12 protein-coding genes, 1 tRNA gene and 1 pseudogene are annotated in these 20,135 nt (G+C 64.8%); 11 read left to right on the top strand and 3 right to left on the bottom strand.

The window, feature by feature from the left end:
• Positions 1-2: 2 nt before the first annotated feature.
• Positions 3-1,694 (bottom strand): Na/Pi cotransporter family protein, encoded by a 1,692-nt coding sequence (locus IVA98_RS04260; protein ID WP_247332524.1) that lies wholly within the window; start codon positions 1,692-1,694, stop codon positions 3-5.
• Positions 1,695-1,848: 154 nt separating this feature from the next.
• Complete coding sequence (gene metC / locus IVA98_RS04265; RefSeq protein ID WP_247332523.1) at positions 1,849-3,033, bottom strand: cystathionine beta-lyase; 1,185 nt, start codon at positions 3,031-3,033, stop codon at positions 1,849-1,851.
• 397 nt (positions 3,034-3,430) lie between these two features.
• Here metC and IVA98_RS04270 point away from each other — a divergent pair, with 397 nt between their 5' ends.
• The 5 genes and pseudogenes from IVA98_RS04270 to IVA98_RS04290 all read left to right on the top strand — a co-directional run.
• Positions 3,431-4,447: an amino acid ABC transporter substrate-binding protein gene (locus tag IVA98_RS04270; protein WP_247281058.1), complete on the top strand. Its 1,017-nt coding sequence runs from the start codon at positions 3,431-3,433 to the stop codon at positions 4,445-4,447.
• 24 nt (positions 4,448-4,471) lie between these two features.
• Positions 4,472-5,677, top strand: a complete 1,206-nt coding sequence (locus tag IVA98_RS04275; RefSeq protein WP_247332521.1) for an amino acid ABC transporter permease — start codon at positions 4,472-4,474, stop codon at positions 5,675-5,677.
• Positions 5,674-7,194 (top strand): amino acid ABC transporter permease, encoded by a 1,521-nt coding sequence (locus tag IVA98_RS04280; protein ID WP_247354332.1) that lies wholly within the window; start codon positions 5,674-5,676, stop codon positions 7,192-7,194. The genes IVA98_RS04275 and IVA98_RS04280 overlap by 4 nt, the downstream gene beginning before the upstream one ends.
• Before the next feature lie 11 nt (positions 7,195-7,205).
• Positions 7,206-7,943 carry an amino acid ABC transporter ATP-binding protein gene (locus tag IVA98_RS04285; protein ID WP_247300820.1) on the top strand — a complete coding sequence of 246 codons (738 nt, stop codon included), beginning with the start codon at positions 7,206-7,208 and terminating at the stop codon, positions 7,941-7,943.
• Positions 7,944-7,982: 39 nt separating this feature from the next.
• Positions 7,983-8,170: pseudogene (locus IVA98_RS04290) on the top strand (hypothetical protein); the annotation flags it as partial.
• Between the two features lie 16 nt (positions 8,171-8,186).
• Here IVA98_RS04290 and IVA98_RS04295 read toward each other — a convergent pair.
• Positions 8,187-9,221: a cysteine synthase A gene (locus IVA98_RS04295; RefSeq protein ID WP_247332610.1), complete on the bottom strand. Its 1,035-nt coding sequence runs from the start codon at positions 9,219-9,221 to the stop codon at positions 8,187-8,189.
• Between the two features lie 773 nt (positions 9,222-9,994).
• On the opposite strand from IVA98_RS04295, the gene IVA98_RS04300 reads away from it, so the two are divergent.
• From IVA98_RS04300 to IVA98_RS04325, 6 genes are all read left to right on the top strand, one after another.
• Positions 9,995-11,446, top strand: coding sequence for an efflux transporter outer membrane subunit (locus IVA98_RS04300; protein ID WP_247332608.1), 1,452 nt, complete (start codon positions 9,995-9,997; stop codon positions 11,444-11,446).
• A complete protein-coding gene (locus tag IVA98_RS04305; RefSeq protein ID WP_247332517.1) occupies positions 11,436-12,827 on the top strand; it encodes an efflux RND transporter periplasmic adaptor subunit in 1,392 nt (463 codons plus the stop codon). The genes IVA98_RS04300 and IVA98_RS04305 overlap by 11 nt, the downstream gene beginning before the upstream one ends.
• A gap of 37 nt (positions 12,828-12,864) precedes the next feature.
• Positions 12,865-16,014 (top strand): efflux RND transporter permease subunit, encoded by a 3,150-nt coding sequence (locus IVA98_RS04310; protein ID WP_247354333.1) that lies wholly within the window; start codon positions 12,865-12,867, stop codon positions 16,012-16,014.
• Positions 16,014-19,118: an efflux RND transporter permease subunit gene (locus tag IVA98_RS04315; protein ID WP_247332512.1), complete on the top strand. Its 3,105-nt coding sequence runs from the start codon at positions 16,014-16,016 to the stop codon at positions 19,116-19,118. The genes IVA98_RS04310 and IVA98_RS04315 overlap by 1 nt, the downstream gene beginning before the upstream one ends.
• A gap of 36 nt (positions 19,119-19,154) precedes the next feature.
• The gene (locus IVA98_RS04320; RefSeq protein ID WP_247354334.1) at positions 19,155-19,892 is read left to right on the top strand and encodes a tRNA-uridine aminocarboxypropyltransferase; all 738 of its coding nucleotides are present in this window, start codon (positions 19,155-19,157) and stop codon (positions 19,890-19,892) included.
• Between the two features lie 123 nt (positions 19,893-20,015).
• Positions 20,016-20,089: transfer RNA gene (locus tag IVA98_RS04325), tRNA-Cys, on the top strand.
• Positions 20,090-20,135: the final 46 nt, after the last annotated feature.

The raw sequence follows: 20,135 nt of genomic DNA on the forward strand, positions 1-20,135 counted from the left end.
CGCTAGCGCGGCAGGGCCGAGGCCGCGCCTGACGCGGGCAGGGCAGCTGCTTCGGCCGCACTCCTCCGATAGGGCTCACCCGCCGCGTCCAGCACGGGGTAGGCGACCGAGCAGATATGCGAGTGGATGCGACGCAGATCACGCAGCACGTCCAGATGCAGCGACGTGGTCTCGATGGTCTCGGGGCGGCCCTTCCGCAGCCGGTCCAGATGGCGCTCGACCGCGGCAAGCTCGGTGTTGCGCAGCGCCGTCTTCTCCACCAGCAGCTTGCGCGCCTCGTTGGCGTCACCCGACATGAAGACCCCGAAGGCGATCCGCAGCGAATCCATCGTGCGCTTGTGGAAAGCGGCGAGCTCCTCAGCCCCTTCGGCCGAGAATTGGAAGCGCCGCTTGATCTTCTTGGTGGCGAGCTCGCTCAGGCTCTTGTCGATGATGTCGCCGATATGCTCGAGGTTGATGGCGAAGGAGATGATCTCCATCGCGCGCCGTCCTTCGCTCTCGTCGAGGCTGCCTCGCATGAGTTTTGTGACGTAGAGCTTGATGGCCTCGTCCAGGCCGTCGACGAGATTGTCCGTCTTCGAGACCTGGTCGACCAGTGCACGGTCGCCGGTCATCATCGCGGCCATCACCTTGCGCAGCATGACCTCGACGAAGTCGCCCATGCGCAAGGTCTCGCGGGCGGCGTCGGCCAGCGCCAATGACGGTGTCTCCAGTGCGGTCTCATCGAGATAGCGCGGTCGGGCCGGATCGGCCTCCTTGACGCGATCGGGCAAGAGGCGGGTCAACAGACGCGACATGATATCGAGCAGACCGATGAAGAGGACGGCGGTGCCGACATTGAAGGCGATGTGGAAGGCCGCGGTCAGCTTGGCGAGATCGGGCTGCCAGGCGTGCATGTGCTCGGCGATCGCGCCGAGGAAGGGCAGGACGAGAGCAATCCCAATCGCGCGGTTGATGAGATTGCCGATCGGCAGGCGGTAGCTCGCGGGATCGTCGCGCCTGGCGCCCTCGAACACCGGATTGATGGCGCTGCCGAGATTGGCCCCGAGCACCAGCGCCAGAGCCGCGGCAGGCGAGATGAACTGCGAATAGGCCAGCGACATGATCAACAGGACGCTGGCGACGCTCGAATGTACAGCCCAGGTGACGAGAGCGGCGATGAAGATGCACAGAATGGGGTCGCCCGTTATGGCCGACATCACGACGCGCACGCCGGGCGCGTTCTCCGCCGGCGCCAGCGTGTCGAGCAGGATGTGCAGCGAGAGCAGCATCAGGCCGAGGCCGATGCAGACGCGGCCGATGTCCTTGATCCGCGATCGCGGGCCGGAGCGGAAGGCGACCAGGCCGAGCACGAACAGCACCGGCGCAACGGCTGCGATGTTGAACGATAGCACCTGCACGATCAGCGTCGTGCCGACATTGGCACCGAGCATGATGGCGAGAGCGGCGGCGAGACTGACGAGGCCCTCGGCCGCGAACGAACTGGTGATCAGCGCCGTCGCCGTGCTGCTCTGGAGCAGGGCGGTGAGCGCGAGGCCGGCAGCGAAGGCGCTGACGCGGTTGCTCAACGCCTTGCCGAGCAGGCGCCGAAGGTCGGGACCGAAGGCGCGCAAGATCCCGCTGTGGACCATGTGCAGGCCCCACAGCAACAGCGCCACGCCGCCCATCAGATCGAGCAGAACCAACGTTCCCATGCTCCGTGTCCGGATTGGAGTCGATTGGTGAGGCTAGCGCCAAACGTCGGCGGATCAAACCATTTGTTGGCGCGTCGGCGTTAACGTTTACGGCGCGTGCACGATCCCCGGCGCGCGATGGCGCGTCCACCGGCACGATGGCTTGTGAGCAGGCTCACATTGCCGCTTTCAGGGCAGCGAAGCCGCGATCGAGATCGGCCTTGAGATCATCGACGCTCTCGAGCCCGATGTGCAGACGCAGCGTCGGACCGCCGGGCGCCCATTTGGTCGCGGTGCGGTAGCTGTCGCAGTCGAACGGAATCACGAGGCTCTCGAAGCCGCCCCAGGAGAAGCCCATGCCGAACAGCTTGAGGGTGTCGAGCATGGTGTCGACTGCCTTCTGCGGCGCCGGCTTCAGCACGATACTGAACAGGCCGGACGCGCCGGTGAAGTCACGCTTCCAGATCGCATGGCCGGGATCGGTTTCGAGTGCCGGATGCAGCACGCGCGCGACCTCCGGCCGGCTAGCCAGCCAGCGCGCTATGTCGAGTCCCGAACGATGATGCTGCGCCAGCCGCACCGACAGCGTGCGCAGGCCGCGTAGCGCCAGGAACACGTCGTCCGGGCCGGCGCAGACGCCGAGCAGGCGAATGCCTTCGGCGACCATCGGCCAGGTCTTTGCGTTGGCGGAGATGGTGCCGAACATGATGTCGGAATGGCCGCCGATATATTTTGTGGCCGCCTGCATGCTGATGTCGACGCCCTGTTCGAGCGAGCGGTGATAGAGTGGTGTTGCCCAGGTATTGTCGTCGATGACGAGCGCGTCGCGCCCATGCGCGACCTCGGCGATGGCGCGGATGTCGGGCATTTCGAACGACTGCGAGCCTGGCGCCTCCACCAGCACCGCGCGGGTGTTAGGCTTGAACAGCTTCTCGATCCCGGCGCCGATCAGCGGATCGAAATAGGTGGTCTCGATGCCATAGCGGGTGAGCATGCCGTTGCAGAAATTGCGCGAGGGCCGATAGACGTTGTCGCAGACCAGGAGATGGTCGCCGGCGTTCAGCACCGAGAGCAGGGTGGTCGAGATCGCCGACAGCCCCGACGGCACGATGCCGACGCCGGCGCATTGCGGCCCCTCCAGCGCCATCAGCGTCTCCTGGAACGCCTTGGTGGTGGGGGAACCGTGGCGGCCATACGTGAACTCGCCGCGATGGGCGTGCAGGTCCTCGGCCGTCGGATAGAGCACGGTCGAGCCGTGAAACACAGGCGGATTAACGAACCCCCTCTGCGCCTTGGTGTCGCGGCCGGAGGTGACCAGCCGGGTCTCGGCATGCTGCTGGAAGGGGTGCGAGGAATCCATGCGTCTGCTTTCAAAACCGCGTTTCCGCCCGGCGCGTCGCGCCCGCCGGGCTGGCCGAAAGGCCGCCATCGTTAATAACAGAACACAGAAGAGTCCCGTCAACCCCTTGACCCGGCACGCCAGTCGTTCTGTGATGCGCAGGTGCTATTCAGTCGCCGCATGTTGAGGGGCCTGCTGCGACCTTCGATCCATCGCCTGAACGGACTTCGCGTCACAGCCATCACGGCGGGCGCCTCTTCGGCGGGACGAAGGTATGGCCTCCCGGGATCGGCGGGTGTTCGGCTAGGTTTTCCAGCATGAGTCTTGCAAGACTAGCCTAGGTACGATTAGCCCTGGCAGAGATGACCCCAAAGACAACGTTCCCGACCTTGAGACGATTTTGAAAGGCCCAAAGCCCATGAAACGCGTAACCCTGGCTCTCACTCTTGCTCTCGCCGCTGGCCTCTCGGCCCAGGCCGCCGATGCGCAAACGCTCAAGACCGTCAAGGACCGGGGCATGCTGTCCTGCGGCGTCAGCCAGGGGCTGCCGGGCTTCTCATCGCCGGACGACAAGGGCAATTGGACGGGACTCGACGTCGACGTCTGCCGCGCCATCGCCGGGGCGATCTTCAACGATCCGACCAAGGTCAAGTACGTGCCGCTGTCCGCCAAGGACCGCTTCACGGCGCTGCAATCCGGCGAGATCGATGTGCTCTCGCGCAACACCACCTGGACCATCTCGCGCGACACCTCGCTCGGCGCCAACTTCACCGGCGTGACCTATTATGACGGGCAGGGCTTCATGGTGAAGAAGTCGCTCAAGGTGAACTCGGCGCTCGAGCTCAACAGCGCATCGGTCTGCGTGCAGACCGGCACCACCACCGAGCAAAATCTCGCCGACTATTTCAAAGCCAACAACATGAAGTACGAGGTGATCGCGTTCGGCACCAACGACGAAACCGTCAAGGCCTATGAAGCCGGCCGCTGCGACGTCTTCACCACCGACCAGTCGGGCCTGTACGCCAATCGCCTCAAGCTCGCCAATCCCAACGACCATATGGTGCTCCCCGAAATCATCTCGAAGGAGCCGCTCGGGCCGATGGTGCGCCACGGCGACGACCAGTGGTTCGACATCGTGAAATGGACGCTGTTTGCGATGATCACAGCCGAAGAGCTCGGCGTGACCTCGAAGAACGTCGACGAGAAAGCGAAGCTGGAAAGCCCGGAGCTGAAGCGCGTGCTCGGCAGCGACGGCAATTTCGGCGAACAGCTCGGTCTGACCAAGGACTGGGTGGTACGGATCGTGAAGGCCGTCGGCAATTACGGCGAGGTGTTCGACCGCAACGTCGGCGCGGGCTCGCCGCTCGCCATCAACCGCGGTCTCAACAATCTCTGGAACAAGGGCGGTCTACAGTACGCGCCGCCGATCCGCTGATCATCCTGATCCGCAGCTCGCGGGATGAGCACCGAGGCCCGTAAACCGCCGCCCCAGATTGCGCTGAAGATCAGGCGCGTGCTGGGCGGCAAGGCAGGCTGGAACGGCATTGCCGTCCAGTTTGCCTTCGCGGCGATCCTGGGCTGGATCGGCTATGAGATCGTCTCCAACGCCCGCGCCAACCTCGAAAATCAGCACATCGCCGCCGGATTCGGCTTCCTCCGGAACAATGCCGGCTTCGACGTCAACCAGACTCTGATCTCCTACACCGGCTCGGACACGTTCCTGCGCGTGTTCGTGGTCGGGCTTCTGAACACGCTCGTGGTCTCGGTGGTCGGCATCGTCTTCGCCACCGTGATTGGCTTCATCGTCGCGCTATGCCGGCTGTCGCCGAACTGGCTGTTGTCGCGCGTCGGCGAGATCTATGTCGAGATCATCCGCAACCTGCCGCTGCTGTTCCAGATCCTGTTCTGGTACCTCGCGGTGCTGGCGGCGTTGCCCAATCCGCGGCAGAGCATTTCGCTGCTCGGCATTGCCTTCCTCAGCAACCGGGGCCTTGTCGTTCCCAGCCCGATCGGCCAGAGCGGTCTCGAGCCGTTCCTGGCGATGCTGGCGCTCGGCTTCGTCGCGGCGCTGGCCTTGCGCATCCACGCGCGGCGCGCGCTGTTTCAGGAGGGGCGGATGATCCGGATCTGGCCCTATGTGCTGGGTCTGCTGTTCGGGCTGCCGCTCGCCACCATCTTGGTGTTCGGTTTGCCCTTCACCTTCGAGCTGCCGCAGCTCAAAGGGTTCAATTTCGCCGGCGGCTCGCGCATCATCCCGGAGTTCGTGGCGCTGACCTTGGCGCTATCGACCTATACCGCCGCCTTCATCGCCGAGATCGTGCGCGCCGGCATCCTGTCCGTCCACAAGGGGCAGATGGAGGCGGGGTCCTCGCTAGGCCTGAGCCGCGGCACCACCCTGCGTCTGATCGTCGTGCCGCAGGCCATGCGCGTCATCGTGCCGCCGCTGACCAATCAATACCTCAACCTGACCAAGAATTCTTCGCTTGCCGTCGCGATCGGCTATCCTGACCTGGTGTCGGTATTCGCCGGCACCTCGCTGAGCCAGACCGGACAGGCGATCGAGATCATCGCGATGACGATGGGCGTCTACCTCCTGATCTCACTCGTCACCAGCGCGATCATGAGCGTCTACGGTTGGCGCGTCAGCCGGAGCCTGGGCGCATGAGCGATATGGCGACGTCCGCCTTCGTCCGTCAGGACCTGGTTGCTGAGCGTCCCGCGCCGGTCCAGACCACGGGCTTCATCGGCGTGCTGCGCACGCGCCTGTTCAACTCGCCGACCAACATCCTGCTCACGATCGTGGGCGCCCTGCTGCTCTGGTTCACCATCGTTCCCTCCGTCAAGTTCCTGATGGTCGATGCGGTCTGGACCGGCAAGGATCGCACGGCTTGCCTCACCGAGAACGCCGGTTTTGCGGTCGGCGCCTGCTGGCCCTACATCCAGGCCAAGCTGCCGCAACTGATCTACGGCTTCTATCCCGAGGCCGAGCGCTGGCGGGTCAATCTCACGTTCGTCTTGGCGGTGGTGCTGCTGGTGCCGCTCCTCATTCCCAGGCTGCCGGCGAAGAGTTTGAATGCCGGCCTGTTCTTCATCGCCTTTCCGGTGGTCGCATTCTTCCTGCTGCACGGCGGCGGCATCAAGGGATTGGGCCTGAGCTGGACGGCTGGCCTGCTGCAATTGTTCGATGAAAGCATCATCGGCGCGGGGCAGGCGATGCTCAATCTCAGCAAGACGTCAGCCGTCGCACCGCTGCTGTGGGCCGTCGGGAGCCTCATCGTGCTGGTCGGCACGGCGATCTACTGGCTGATCTTTCCGCTCGTCTGGCTGCGTGATCATGTCCAGGGGACGGGGGAGCCGGTTTGGGCCGATTTCGCCACCACGGCCGTGATTGTCTGCTTGATCGCCTTCCTTCTTGGCGGCGGCGTTCGTACCGGCGGGCGGGCTCTGGCATCCAGTGTCGCCACCTTCATTGGCATCGCGATCGTCATCAAGCTGATGGGGCTCGATCGTGGTGGGTTGCCGATCGTGTCAACGAACTTGTGGGGTGGCCTTCTGGTGACGCTGGTGGTCTCGGTTACCGGCATTGTGACCTCACTGCCGATCGGCATCGCGCTGGCGCTCGGCCGCCGCTCCACCATTCCGCTGATCCGGATATTCTCGATCGCCTTCATCGAGTTCTGGCGCGGCGTGCCGCTGATCACCGTGCTGTTCTTTGCCACCTACATGCTGCCTTTGTTCCTGCCCGGCAATTTCACCGTCGACGGGCTCGTGCGCGCCCTGATCGGGATTGCGCTGTTCACGGGCGCCTATCAGGCCGAGAACGTCCGCGGCGGGCTGGCCGCGATTCCGCGGGGGCAGGGCGAGGCGGCGGCCGCCCTGGGGCTATCCTGGTGGAAGACGACCTCGCTGATCGTGCTGCCGCAGGCGCTGCGCCATGTCATTCCGAACCTCGTCAACAGCTTCATCTCGCTGTTCAAGGACACCTCGCTGGTCTCGATCGTGGCGCTGTTCGATCTCCTCGGCTCGCTCCGCGCCTCGTTCTCGGATCCGAAATGGTCGACGCCGTCGACCGCGTTTACCGGCTTTGCCTTCGCCGGCATCGTCTACTTCATCTTCTGTTTTGGAATGTCGCGATATTCGCTGTTCGTCGAGCACCGCCTCAACGCTCACCGCCGCAACTGATGGAGCTCACCATGTCCGACCCCATCGTCAAGATTTCCGGCCTCAACAAATGGTACGGCGACTTTCACGTCCTGCGCGACATCGATCTGGAGGTCCACAAGGGCGAGCGTATCGTGATCTGCGGGCCGTCGGGCTCGGGCAAGTCGACGCTGATCCGCTGCATCAACGCGCTCGAGGAATTCCAGGAGGGCGAGATCGTCGTCGATGGCATCGAGCTCGGGCCGAACCTCAAGCATGTCGACGCGGTGCGACGCGAAGTCGGCATGGTGTTTCAGAGCTTTAATCTGTTTCCGCATCTCACGGTGCTCGACAATTGCACGCTGGCGCCGATCTGGGTGCGCAACATCCCCAAAAGGGATGCCGAGGCGACCGCCATGAAATTCCTGGAGCGTGTCAAGATTCCGCACCAGGCCCACAAGTTTCCCGGCCAGATGTCGGGCGGCCAGCAGCAGCGCGTCGCGATCGCTCGTGCGCTGACCATGAACCCGAAGGTAATGCTGTTCGACGAGCCGACCTCGGCGCTCGACCCCGAAATGGTCAAGGAGGTGCTCGACACCATGGTCGATCTCGCCGAGGAGGGCATGACCATGCTGGTCGTCACCCACGAGATGGGCTTTGCCCGCGAGGTCGCCAACCGCGTGGTGTTCATGGACGCCGGCCAGATCATCGAGGCCAACACGCCGAACGAGTTCTTCGCGGCCCCGCAGCACGCCCGCACCAAGCTTTTCTTGAGCCAGATCCTGCGCTGACCCCGGGGAATCCCAGGGGCGTCCTCGGTCCAGCTGACCGAGGGCTACATCGAGATCGCCGCAAATTGGCGACGCAGCCTGATCATCTGGCGAAGTTGCGCGCGGAGTTGCCGGCAGCATCGCCCGCCGGCAATGTCGAGATCTACACGCGTGAGCTCGAAGCGGGTTATCGCCAGTTCTGGCGCGATTATTGTGCGGCAGCCTCGGAACGCGTCGAGGTCGCGTAGACCGCCCGCGCCGCTATCAGACGAACGGCGGTTTGATGTTGCTGCGCTTCTCCAGCCACTCGGGCACTGGAAGGTTCTTGGCGCGCATGAAGTCGGCGTTGAACAGCTTCGACAGGTAGCGGCTGCCGGAATCGCAGAGCACCGTGACGATCGTCTTGCCGGGCCCGAGCTGCTTCGCAAGGCGCATCGCGCCGACGATATTGATGCCGGTCGAGCCACCGAGGCAGAGGCCTTCGTGCTGGAGCAGCTCGTAGATCGCACTGACGGCTTCGGCGTCGGGAATGAGATAGGCGTCATCGACCTTGGCGGTCTCCACGATCGCGGTCGCGCGGTTCAGTCCGATGCCCTCGGTGATCGAGCCACCCGGTGTCGCCTTGGGATCGCCGGTCCTGAAATATTCGTACATGCCGGCGCCGTGCGGATCGGCGCAGGCGATACGGATGCTCTTGTTCCTCTCTTTGAGATAGCGGCTGACGCCGGCGAGCGTGCCGCCGCTGCCGACCGAGCAGACGAAGCCGTCGACCTTGCCGCCGGTCTGCTCCCAGATCTCAGGACCGGTGGATTCGTAATGCGCCTTGGCGTTGTCGAGATTGTTCCATTGGTCTGCGAACAGCACGCCATTGGGCTCAGTCTTGCGCAGCTCGTCGGCGAGCCTGCGGCCGACATGCTGGTAATTGTTGGGGTTGGCATAGGGCAGGGCCGGCACCTCGATCAGCTCGGCGCCGCACAGCTTCAAGAAATCCTTCTTCTCCTGGCTCTGCGTCTCCGGGATCACGATCAGCGTGCGGTAGCCGCGGGCGCTCGCAACGACCGCCAGACCGATGCCGGTATTGCCGGCGGTCGCCTCGACCACGAGGCCACCGGGCTTCAGCTCGCCACGCTTCTCGGCCTCCAGGATCATCCATTTGCCGGCCCGATCCTTCACCGATTGGCCGGGATTCATGAACTCGGCCTTGCCCAGGATGGTGCAGCCGGTCAACTCCGAGGCGCGCGTGAGCTTGATGAGCGGGGTGTTGCCGATGGCTTCGACAACGTCGTTGTTGATGGTCATGTCGGAGGAAATCACTGGCAAAGGGTTGATCCGGTGGCCAGAACCTAGTGCTTGGGAGCCAAAAGGGAAAGGCTTTTGCGCTGCGGCGAAACCATCCGAAGCGCTCGTCGCAGCACTGGATTCTTGGGAGGGTAGACCGGGCGATGATGTGCTCGGACACGTGAGAGCGATATCAGGGGAAGGATATTCCTGGCATCTATGAGAGTGCAGAAGACAACGATCGCAAGAGCGGCTCCCGCGTCAATCCTCGCCTTCGGCAGGATGGCTCGATCGCGAAAGCGTCGATGGCGCGTGGAAGCTTGAGGAGATATCTACACGGCGGAGACGGGCTCGTTTTCGGCAAATGACGACATCGTGAGACCAGCCGGCCAGGCGCCGAGACTGAGCTGAAGCCGCATGACGCCCATTGCCAGCGGTGCGCCCGATCGGGGCCGCGCCGGTGTGGCGGCAATATCACATGAAATCTTAGTAAGCTTGAACGCGCTCCAGGAGGGGTCCCGAATTCAAGAAATCACTGCCAGACAGGGACATTTCTCATTTGGCAGGTCCGATACACACTTGTTCGGGCCGCCCATCTCGCACCTGCGGCACTGTCCCGCCGTTGCGCACCCGGCTAGTATGAGTCTGAGGCTCCGCAGAAAGCATCACGCTGTGAACGAGTTGTCCAACGCTCCCCGACTCTGCCGCCGCGAATCGGTTAATCCGGCTTCGTGGTGGCGGCTCGATCTGCCCGGCGGGGGGTGGATGTGACACAGGATGTTCCTGCGATCGCCATGCGGCGGTCTCCAGGATCTGCGCCCCGGACGCGGCGCGCAGCGCGCTGGCTTGTGGCACTGTGCCTCGCGGCGAGTTCGGGCGCTTGCGTGCTGACGCAGGATCTTCCCGATCCAGCGCTCGATGTTCCCACGCAATACAGATACGCCGGCAAAGGGGATGCGCCGCCATCGCTGGATTGGTGGCGCGGTTTCCGCTCCACGGAGCTGACGCAGCTCATGGAGGAGGCGCAGACCGTCAACCTCGACATCGCCGCTGCGGTCGCGCGCATCGTCCAGGCCGACGCCCAGGCGCGGCAGGCGGGCGCGGCGCTGCTGCCGAGCCTGTCCACGGCTGGATCGGAAACCTACTCGCGCACCTCCGGCTCCAGCGCCTCCGGCCTGTCCATCGGCGGGCGCGAAGTCGTCAACTATTCGGCCTCGCTGAGCGCGAGCTACCAGCTCGACTTCTGGGGCCAGAACCGCGATGCGCTGCAAACCGCCGAGGAGACGGCGAACGCCAACCGCTTCGACCGCGACACGGTCGCGCTGACGACGCTGGCGGCCGTCGCCAATGCCTATTTTCAGGTCTTGGCCTCACAGGACCGCATCAGGACCTCACAGCGCAACATCGCGAGCGCGCAGCGCATCCTCGATGCGGTGAAGGAGCGGCGCAGGGCCGGCACCGGCACCGATCTCGACGTCGCCCAGCAGGAGAGCGTGCTCGCGAATCAGAAGGCGCTGGTGCCGCCGCTGCGCCAGACGCTCGACCAGAACATCAATGCGCTGGCTGTCTTGGTATCGCGTCCGCCGGAGAGCGTGCGCGTGCTCGGCGGCTCGCTCGACCGGATCGCGATCCCTCGCGTCACGCCCGGCCTGCCGTCGGAGCTCCTGACGCAGCGGCCCGACATCCGCCGGCAGGAGGCACAGCTTGCCTCCGCCACCGCAAACATCGGCAATGCCCGCGCGCAATTCTTTCCGACGATCCAGCTGACCGGCAATGGCGGCTATCAGAGCTCGGCGCTGGTCTCGCTATTCCAACCGCATGCCACCTTCTTCCAGCTCGTCGGCAGTGCCACGCAGCCCATCTTCGACGGCGGCAGGATCCTCGGCAATTTCGAACTGGCCAAGGCGCGGCAGGACGAGCTGCTCCAGGCTTACCGCAAGACCATCATCCAGGCCTTTGCCGACGTCGACAACGCGCTGTTCTCGATCAAGCAGACCACGATCAAGCTGCAATTGCAGCGCGACGTCGTTGCCGCCTCGCGCCGCGCCTTCGATCTCTCCGAGCAGCAATTGCGCGCCGGCACTGCCGACATCGTGACCGTGCTCAACACCCAACTGACCCTGTTTCAGGCGGAAGACGCGCTGTCGCAGGCCCAACTCGCACGGCTCCTCGCCATCGTCAGCCTGTACCAGGCGCTCGGCGGCGGTTGGGAGCCGAGGATGGAGAAACCGGTCAATGCTCTTTAAGCCGGAGACTAAGAAGGACGCGACGGAGGGCACGGCGAAAAAGTCGCGCGGCCCCGGCCTGATCATGACCCTGATCACGCTCGCGATCCTCGGCGGCCTCGGTTATCTCGGCTGGACCGTCACGCATCAGCAGCAAGCAAACAACCGCAACCAGCGACCCGATCTGCCGGTGCCGGTGCTGGCGGCAAGCCCGCGCATCCAGGACGTGCCGGTTTATCTCGATGGCGTCGGGGCGATCCGCGCGCTCAATACCGTGACCGTGCGCTCGCAGGTGGATGGCAAGCTGATTGCGGTCAATTTCACCGAAGGCCAGGACGTCAGGAAGGGCGACGTGCTCGGCGAGATCGATCCGGCGATCTACCAGGCCCAATACGACCAGGCCGTCGCGAAGAAGGCACAGGACCAAGCCCAGCTTGCCAACCAGCGCATCGACCTTGCACGCTACGAACAGCTTGCCGCCTCCAATGCCGGCTCGAAGCAGCAGGCGGACACCCAGCGCGCGCTGGTGGCCCAGACTGAGGCGCTGGTGAAGGCGGATCAGGCCGCGATCGACAATGCAGCGGCGACGCTGAGCTACACCAAGATCGTGGCGCCGATCTCGGGTCGGGCCGGCCTACGCCAGGTCGACCAGGGCAACATCATCCATGCCTCGGACACCACAGGGCTCGTGGTGATCACTCAGCTGCAGCCGATCGCGGTGTGGTTCAGCCTGCCGCAGCAGCAGATCATGCGCGTCAACGCCGCCGCGGCGAAGGGAACGCTCGCGGTCGACGTGTTCGGCAATGACGGCATCACGGTGATCGATACCGGCAAGCTCACCGGCATCGACAACCAGGTCGACCAGACCACGGGCACACTCAAGCTCAAGGCGGAATTCCCCAACGCCAATTACCAGCTCTGGCCGGGCCAGTTCGTCAATGTCCGCCTCAAGGTCGAGACCTTGACGCAGGCGCTGGTGGTGCCGACCTCTGCGGTGCAGCGCGGTCCGATCGGGACCTTCAGCTATGTCATCGGCGAGGACAACGTCGTCTCGGCCAAGCCCGTGACGGTGATGCAGCAGAACGAGCATGATGCCGTGATCGCCAGCGGCCTCTCGCCGAACGATAAGGTCGTCACCACGGGTTTTGCCAATTTGTCCGACGGCTCCAAAGTGATCGTCGGCCGCGACGACCAGACCCCCTCGGCCGATCTAGCCCCTCGCAAGCGCTCGCGCGGGCCGGACGCTCAGAAGAAGGATGGTGCCAAAGAAGGCCAGAAGGAGGGACAAGGCAACGAGGGCGAGTTCCGCGCCAAGCGGAAGAGCAGCGAAGGCGATCAGAAGGGGCAGACCGGACCGGCACCGGGGCCGGGCGCATCGGGAAGTGGAGCCAAGCAGCCATGATCCCGACAACAGCCGCTTGATGCGGCAGGCGTAGCCCATGGGTGTCTCCGAACCCTTCATCCGACGGCCGATTGCGACCTCGCTGCTCGGCATCGCGCTCTTGATCGGCGGCGCGCTCGGCTACTTCGCGCTGCCGGTCTCGGCGCTGCCGCAGGTCGATTTCCCGACCGTGCAGGTGACGACGCAGCTGCCGGGCGCGAGCCCCGACGTGATCGCCTCACTCATCACCGCGCCGCTCGAGCGGCAGCTCGGCCAGATCCCGTCGCTGTCGGCGATAAACTCGACGAGCTCGTTCGGCGTCAGCCAGATCTCGCTTCAGTTCGACCTCAACCGCGACATCGACGGTGCGACCCAGGACGTGCAGGCCGCGATTAACGCGGCGGCCGGTGTGCTGCCCAAAACGCTGCCTTATCCGCCGACCTACGCCAAGGTGAATCCGGCGGACGCGCCGGTGATGACGCTGGCGCTGCGCTCGGAGACGATCTCGCTGCGCGCGATGAGCGACATCGCCGATACCATTCTGGCGCAACGCTTGAGCCAGATTTCCGGCGTCGGACGCGTTTCGGTGCTCGGCGGGCTGAAGCCGGCCGTGCGCATCCAGGCCGATCTGGCGCGACTGGCCGCCTATGGCATCGCCATGGAGGACCTGCGCACGGCGATCGCCAATGCCAACGTCTCCGGGCCGAAGGGATCGCTCGACGGCGCGCAACAATCCTACATCATTGCCGCCAACGACCAGATCGCCGCCGCGGACGCCTACAAGCCCGTCATCATTGCCTATCGCAACGGCTCGCCTGTCACCATCGCCGACGTCGCGCAGATCGTCGACGGCCTCGAGAACGACCGCACCGGCGGCTGGTACCAGGGCACGCCGGCCGTCATCATCGACATCCAGCGCCAGCCCGGCGCCAACGTCATCGACGTCGTCAGCCAGATCCGCGCCGAGATCCCCAAGGTGCAGCGCGCGATTCCTGCCGGCGTGAACCTCACCATCGTCTCCGACCGCACCGTCACCATTCGTGCTTCGGTCCATGACGTGCAGTTCACCCTGATCCTGAGCGTCGTGCTGGTGACCCTGGTGGTGCTGCTGTTCCTGCGTTCGCTACGGGCTACGTTGATCGCAGGCGTGGCGCTGCCGTTATCGCTGATCACGAGCTTCGGCATCATGTATTTTGCCGGCTTCAGCCTCGACAATCTCTCGCTGATGGCGCTGACGATCGGCACCGGCTTCGTCGTCGACGACGCCATCGTCATGATCGAGAACATCGTCCGCCACATGGAGAATGGCGAGAGTGCGATGGAGGCCTCGCTGAAGGGCGCCAGCGAAATCGGCTTCACGGTGATCTCGCTGACGGTGTCGCTGATCGCGGTCTTCATCCCGCTCTTGTTCATGTCCGGTCTCGTCGGGCGCATGTTCCGCGAATTCGCGTTGACGCTGACCATCGCGGTCGTCACCTCGGCGGTGGTCTCGCTGACGCTGACGCCGATGATGTGCTCGCGTCTGCTTAAAGCCGCCCACGAGGAGCTGGCGGTGCCGGGTCTCGCCGCTGTCAGCCGTTTCATCGACCGCACCGTCGAGGCCTATCACCGGACGCTGCTGTGGGTGCTGGAGCGCCAGCGCGCCACATTGGTCGTGACCTTCGCCACGCTGATTGCGACCCTCGTCCTCTATGTCGTCGCGCCAAAAGGCTTCCTGCCGCTCCAGGACACCGCCTCGATCACGGCGGTGACGGAGGCCGGGCCCGACGTTTCGTTCGCGGAGATGCAGAAGCGGCAGGCCGAGGCCGCCGCCGCCATCAAGGCCGATCCCGACGTGGTTGGCGTGGTCTCGGTGATCGGGGCGGGCTCGGTCAACCCGACCACCAATGTCGGGCGCCTCGTCATGACTTTGAAACCGCGCGGCGAACGGCGCGACGATGTCGCCGCGCTCGTGATCCGCCTGAAGGAGAGGGTATCAGGCATCCCCGGCATGACGGTCTATTTCCAGCCGGTGCAGGACGTGCAGATCTCGACCCAGTCGAGCCGCTCGCAATACCAGTACACGCTGACCGGCACCGATGCGACGCTGGTCTCGGAATGGGCGGGCAAGCTGGTGGCGGAAATGCGGCGGAATCCGCTGTTCCGTGACGTCTCCTCGGAGGCGCAGGAAGGCGGACTGCGGGCGCAGCTCGACGTGGATCGCACGCGGGCGGGGCAACTCGGCGTCAGCCTCCAGGCCATCACCGACACATTGAACGACGCCTTCGCGCAGCGGCAGATCTCGACTATCTACGGCCAGGCCAATCAGTATCGGGTCGTGCTGGAGGCGCTGCCGATGTACCAGCGCGACCCTTCGATTCTGTCAAAGCTCTATCTGCCGGGCGCCGCGAGCACCACCGTCGGCGCGCCAAGCGCCCAGGTGCCGCTGTCGGCCGTGGCGACGCTGAAGCGCACCACGGCGCCGCTCGCGATCTCGCACCAGGCGCAATTCCCCTCCGTCTCGCTCAGCTTCAATCTTGCGCCGGGCGCGGCGCTCGGCGATGCCGTCGAGGCCGTCAAGACGATCGAGACCCGGATCGGCATGCCCAACAGCATCGTCGGCGTCTATGCCGGCGATGCCGCCGAATTCGCCAAGGCGCTGGCCGGCCAGCCCTGGCTGCTGCTTGCCGCCGTCATCACCATCTACATCGTGCTCGGCGTGCTCTATGAGAGCTACATCCACCCGATCACCATCCTCTCGACGCTGCCCTCGGCCGGCGTCGGCGCTATCCTGGCCCTGGTGCTGTGCGGCCAGGATCTCTCGGTGATCGGCCTGATCGGCATCATCCTCTTGATGGGCATCGTCAAGAAGAACGCGATCATGATGATCGACTTCGCGCTGGAGGCCGAGCGCGGGCAGGGCATGTCGCCGAACGAGGCGATCGTGCAGGCCTGTCTCTTGCGCTTCCGTCCGATCATGATGACGACTCTGGCGGCGCTGTTCGGCGCACTGCCGCTGGCGATCGAGAGCGGCACCGGCGCCGAGCTGCGCTTTCCGCTCGGCATCTCCATCGTCGGCGGCCTGCTGCTGAGCCAGTTACTGACGCTCTATACCACCCCCGTGATCTACCTCGCGCTCGACCGCATCAACCGCCGCCTCGAGCAGGCGCTGCCGCCGGCCGAATCCGGCGGTCCGCCGGTCGCCGGCGCGACCGAGGGGATGCAGTGATGGCATCGATCTCGGAGCCCTTCATCCGCCGCCCGGTCGCGACCACGCTGCTGTCGATCGGGTTGTTCCTGCTGGGTGTCGTCGCCTACCAGTTCCTTCCCGTTGCCTCGGTCCCGAACGTCGACTTTCCCGCCATCTTCGTCTCTGCCAGTCGCCCCGGCGCCGATCCATCCGTGATGGCCGCGACCGTGGCCTCGCCGCTGGAACGGCGGCTCGGCGAGATCGCCGGCATCAACCAGATCACGTCCACGAGTTCGCTCGGCACGACCAACATCCAGCTCCAGTTCGACATCGGCCGCAACATCGACAAGGCCGCCCGCGACGTGCAGGCAGCCATCAACGCTTCGCTCGTCGATCTGCCGAGCGACCTGCCGACACTGCCGCGCTTCCGCAAAGCCAACACGGCCGGCGCGCCCGTCTTCGTGCTCGCTTTGACCTCGAAGACGCTGTCGGCCAGCGCGATCTACGACGTCGCAGATACGGTCATCGCGCAGCGCATCTCACAGGTGCCTGGTGTCGGCGACGTCACGGTCTCCGGCGCCGACCAGCCGGCCGTGCGGGTGCAGCTCAATCCCGTTGCGCTGTCGAATGCGGGCATCGCCACCGACGACGTCAGGACCGCGATCATCAACGCCAACCCGCTCGGTCCCGTCGGCATCTTCAACGGCGAGCGCCAGAGCGAGACGCTGGCCCTCAATCGGCAGATGCGTACGGCGAAAGAGTTCCGCGACATCGTCATCAAAAGCTCCAACGGCAATTTCGTGCGGCTGTCCGACGTCGCCGATATCGAGGATTCCGTCCGCAACGCCCGCTCGATCGCCTGGTTCAACAAGCAGCCGGCGGTGCTGATCCAGATCACCAAGCAGGGCGACGCCAACGTCATCGACACGGTCGATCGGGTGAAGGCGCTGATCCCCGCGCTGAAGCAGTGGATCCCGGCCGGCGTCGAGATCTCGACCCTGGTCGATCGCACCGGTACGATCCGCGCCAGCGTCCTGGATATGCAATGGACCTTGCTGGCGACCGCGCTCCTCGTCATGGTCGTGGTGTTCGTGTTCCTACGCCGGCTGACGCCGACGATCGCAGCGGGCATCTCGGTGCCGCTGGCGCTGGCCGGCACCTGCGCCGGCATGTGGGTCGCGGGCTTCTCGATCGACAATCTCTCGCTGATGGCGCTGGCGATCTCAGTCGGCTTCGTGGTCGACGACGCTATCGTCATGATCGAGAACATGTTCCGCAATCTGGAGCACGGCATGCGGCCGTTTCGGGCGGCGCAGGAGGGTGCGAAGCAGATCGGATTTACCGTGGTCTCGATCAGCCTGTCGCTGATCGCAGCGTTCACGCCGCTGATCTTCATGGACGGCATCGTCGGCCGTCTCCTGCGCGAATTCTCGCTGACACTGACCTTCGCGATCCTGGTCTCGACGCTGGTGTCGCTCACGGTCACGCCAATGATCTGCGCCCATTACATCCGGCAGACCACGTCCGGCACCGCGACGTTGTTCGACCGCCTGATCGAGGGCTCGCTGTCGCGCATCGTCGCCTTCTACACCCGCACTCTGCGCAGCGTGCTGGAATTTCCGCTGCTGACGCTGCTGGTATTCTTCGCCACCATCGGCCTCACGGTGACGCTCTACATCAAGGTCCCCAAGGGCTATTTCCCGACAGATGATTCCGGTTTCATCATCGGCGCGACCCGCGCTTCAGCCGACATCTCGTTCCAGTCCATGCTCGGCCTCCAGCAGCGGCTCGCCGACATCGTGATGCAGGATCCGGCCGTTGCCGGCATCGGCTCGACCGTTGGCAGCGGCGGCGGGCCGGGGGCGGCGACCTCGAACCGCGGCACCATGTTCATCAGCCTGAAGCCGCCGGAGGAGCGCGAGCACGTCTCGACGCAGGTCGTCATCGACCGTCTCAGGCGCGCATTGTATCCCGTGCCCGGCATCCGCCTGTTCATGTTCGCCGCCCAGGACGTGCGCGCCGGCGGGCGGCAAAGCGATTCCGACTACCAGTACACGCTGACCAGCACCGATCTCGGCCTGCTGCAGAAATGGGCGCCCATCGTGGCCAAACGGATGGAGAGCATCGAGGGGATCACCGATATCTCCAGCGACCGCGATCCCGGTGGGCTCCAGCTTACGCTCAGCATCGATCGCCAGAAGGCCTCGGCGCTGGGCGTCAGGGTCCAGGACATCGACAATGCGTTGAACAACGCTTTCGCGCAGCGGCAGATCGGAATCATCTACACCCAGCGCAACCAGTACATGACCGTGCTGGAGATCGATCCGAAATTCCAGGTCGACCCCTCCAATCTCGATCGCATCTATGTCGCCGGCACCAGCGACGCTCAGGTCCCATTGTCGGCCGTGGTGCACGCAACGCGCGGACTTGCCGCGCTCGCGGTCTATCACTCGCAGTCGTTCCCCTCGACGACCGTCTCGTTCAACCTCTTGCCCGACGTGCCGCTCCAGGCCGCGACGCAAAATATCCAGCGTGCGGTCGAGGAATTGCACATGCCCGAGGGCATCCGCGGCAGTTTTGACGGCAATGCCGGCGATTTCGCCAAGACCAGCGGGCGTCAGCCGCTCCTGATCCTGGGTGCGCTGGTTGCGATGTATATCGTGCTCGGCGTGCTCTATGAGAGCCTTGCCCACCCGCTCACGATCATCTCGACGCTACCGTCAGCCGGCCTCGGCGCGCTGCTTGCGCTTCAACTGACCAATACGCCGCTGACCGTGATCGCCTTCGTCGGCATCATCCTGCTGATCGGCATCGTGAAGAAGAACGGCATCATGATGGTCGATTTCGCTCTCGATGCCGAGCGCCAGCGCGGATTATCGTCGGCGGAGGCGATCTTCGAAGCCTGCCAGGCGCGCTTCCGCCCGATCCTGATGACGACGATGGCAGCGCTGTTCGCCGGCATTCCGCTGGTGGTCGCGACCGGCCCCGGCACGGAGCTGCGCCGACCGCTCGGCATCACCATCATCGGCGGTCTGTTCGTCTCGCAGATCCTGACACTCTACACGACGCCGGTGATCTACCTCCTGATCGACCGTCTGCGGCGGCGAACCGCGCCGCGCCCGCTGCCCGCGCCGGCGGAATAGGTTGTTGAAGCGTCGCTTGGAGCGTATAGCCGCGCCATGTCCAACCAGCCCGACACCGCTGCCGCGCCGGCCGAGCCGATCCCGGAATGCCCGCACTGCCAGAAGCCGATGCCGCTGTGCATCTGCGACACCGTCACGCCTATTGAAAATCGGCTGTCGCTCCTGATCCTCCAGCATCCGCAGGAACAGGACAGGGCGCTCGGCACCGCGCGGCTGCTCGCGAAGCATTTCGTAGATGCCACGTTGCGCGTTGGCCTGTCCTGGCCGAGCCTGTCCAAGGCGCTGGGCCGGCCGGTCGAGAATGCCGCGCGGTGGGCCGTGCTCTATCTCGGCTCGGCTCGCGCCGCCGATTTCGAGGCCGAGGGCGAGGTCGTCGCGCTTAACCGCAAGGGTGAGATCGCGGACAACCAGCGGGCGATCCTCGGCAAGCTCGAAGGCGTCGTGCTGCTCGACGGCACCTGGAGCCAGGCCAAGGCGCTGTGGTGGCGCAATCCCTGGATGCTGAAATGCCAGCGCGTGATCCTGAACCCGGCGCACCCCTCGCGCTACGGCCGTCTGCGCAAGGAGCCACGCCGCGACGGTCTTTCGACCATTGAGGCCGCCGCGACGATCCTCGCGGCCGTCGAGCGGCGGCCCGATATCGCCGACACCCTGCACGCCAGTTTTGAACGACTGTTGACACGCTACCGCGAGGTCCAGGCCGAGATGCCGGAACTGGCGCCCAAACCTGCCCCGAAGGGCCGCCGCGACTTCCGGCGTCGCAAACGAGCCTGACCCAAGCCTACATCGTGCTGTGCGTTCTCGCCTGCATCTACCAAGCGACCGTGGGGCAAAGGGACAGCTGGCCCATCGGGGTTGCCTAAACCCTTCATCCCCTATATTGCTCCGGCCTTACGGGGCCACGTGGCGGAGTGGTTACGCAACGGTCTGCAAAACCGTGTACACCAGTTCAATTCTGGTCGTGGCCTCCATTACAAGCTGCGGAAACTGCTTGTAGACTTCATTCGTCCTCAGTTC

The sequence above is a fragment of the Bradyrhizobium sp. 160 genome (assembly GCF_023073735.1).
GTDB lineage: Bacteria > Pseudomonadota > Alphaproteobacteria > Rhizobiales > Xanthobacteraceae > Bradyrhizobium.

What these genes read in the sequence shown, in the direction of transcription:
- IVA98_RS04260 (WP_247332524.1), bottom strand. Translation starts at nt 1,694, where the DNA reads ATGGGAACGTTGGTTCTGCTCGATCTGATGGGCGGCGTGGCGCTGTTG.
- metC (WP_247332523.1), bottom strand. Translation starts at nt 3,033, where the DNA reads ATGGATTCCTCGCACCCCTTCCAGCAGCATGCCGAGACCCGGCTGGTC.
- IVA98_RS04270 (WP_247281058.1), top strand. Translation starts at nt 3,431, where the DNA reads ATGAAACGCGTAACCCTGGCTCTCACTCTTGCTCTCGCCGCTGGCCTC.
- IVA98_RS04275 (WP_247332521.1), top strand. Translation starts at nt 4,472, where the DNA reads ATGAGCACCGAGGCCCGTAAACCGCCGCCCCAGATTGCGCTGAAGATC.
- IVA98_RS04280 (WP_247354332.1), top strand. Translation starts at nt 5,674, where the DNA reads ATGAGCGATATGGCGACGTCCGCCTTCGTCCGTCAGGACCTGGTTGCT.
- IVA98_RS04285 (WP_247300820.1), top strand. Translation starts at nt 7,206, where the DNA reads ATGTCCGACCCCATCGTCAAGATTTCCGGCCTCAACAAATGGTACGGC.
- IVA98_RS04295 (WP_247332610.1), bottom strand. Translation starts at nt 9,221, where the DNA reads ATGACCATCAACAACGACGTTGTCGAAGCCATCGGCAACACCCCGCTC.
- IVA98_RS04300 (WP_247332608.1), top strand. Translation starts at nt 9,995, where the DNA reads ATGCGGCGGTCTCCAGGATCTGCGCCCCGGACGCGGCGCGCAGCGCGC.
- IVA98_RS04305 (WP_247332517.1), top strand. Translation starts at nt 11,436, where the DNA reads ATGCTCTTTAAGCCGGAGACTAAGAAGGACGCGACGGAGGGCACGGCG.
- IVA98_RS04310 (WP_247354333.1), top strand. Translation starts at nt 12,865, where the DNA reads ATGGGTGTCTCCGAACCCTTCATCCGACGGCCGATTGCGACCTCGCTG.
- IVA98_RS04315 (WP_247332512.1), top strand. Translation starts at nt 16,014, where the DNA reads ATGGCATCGATCTCGGAGCCCTTCATCCGCCGCCCGGTCGCGACCACG.
- IVA98_RS04320 (WP_247354334.1), top strand. Translation starts at nt 19,155, where the DNA reads ATGTCCAACCAGCCCGACACCGCTGCCGCGCCGGCCGAGCCGATCCCG.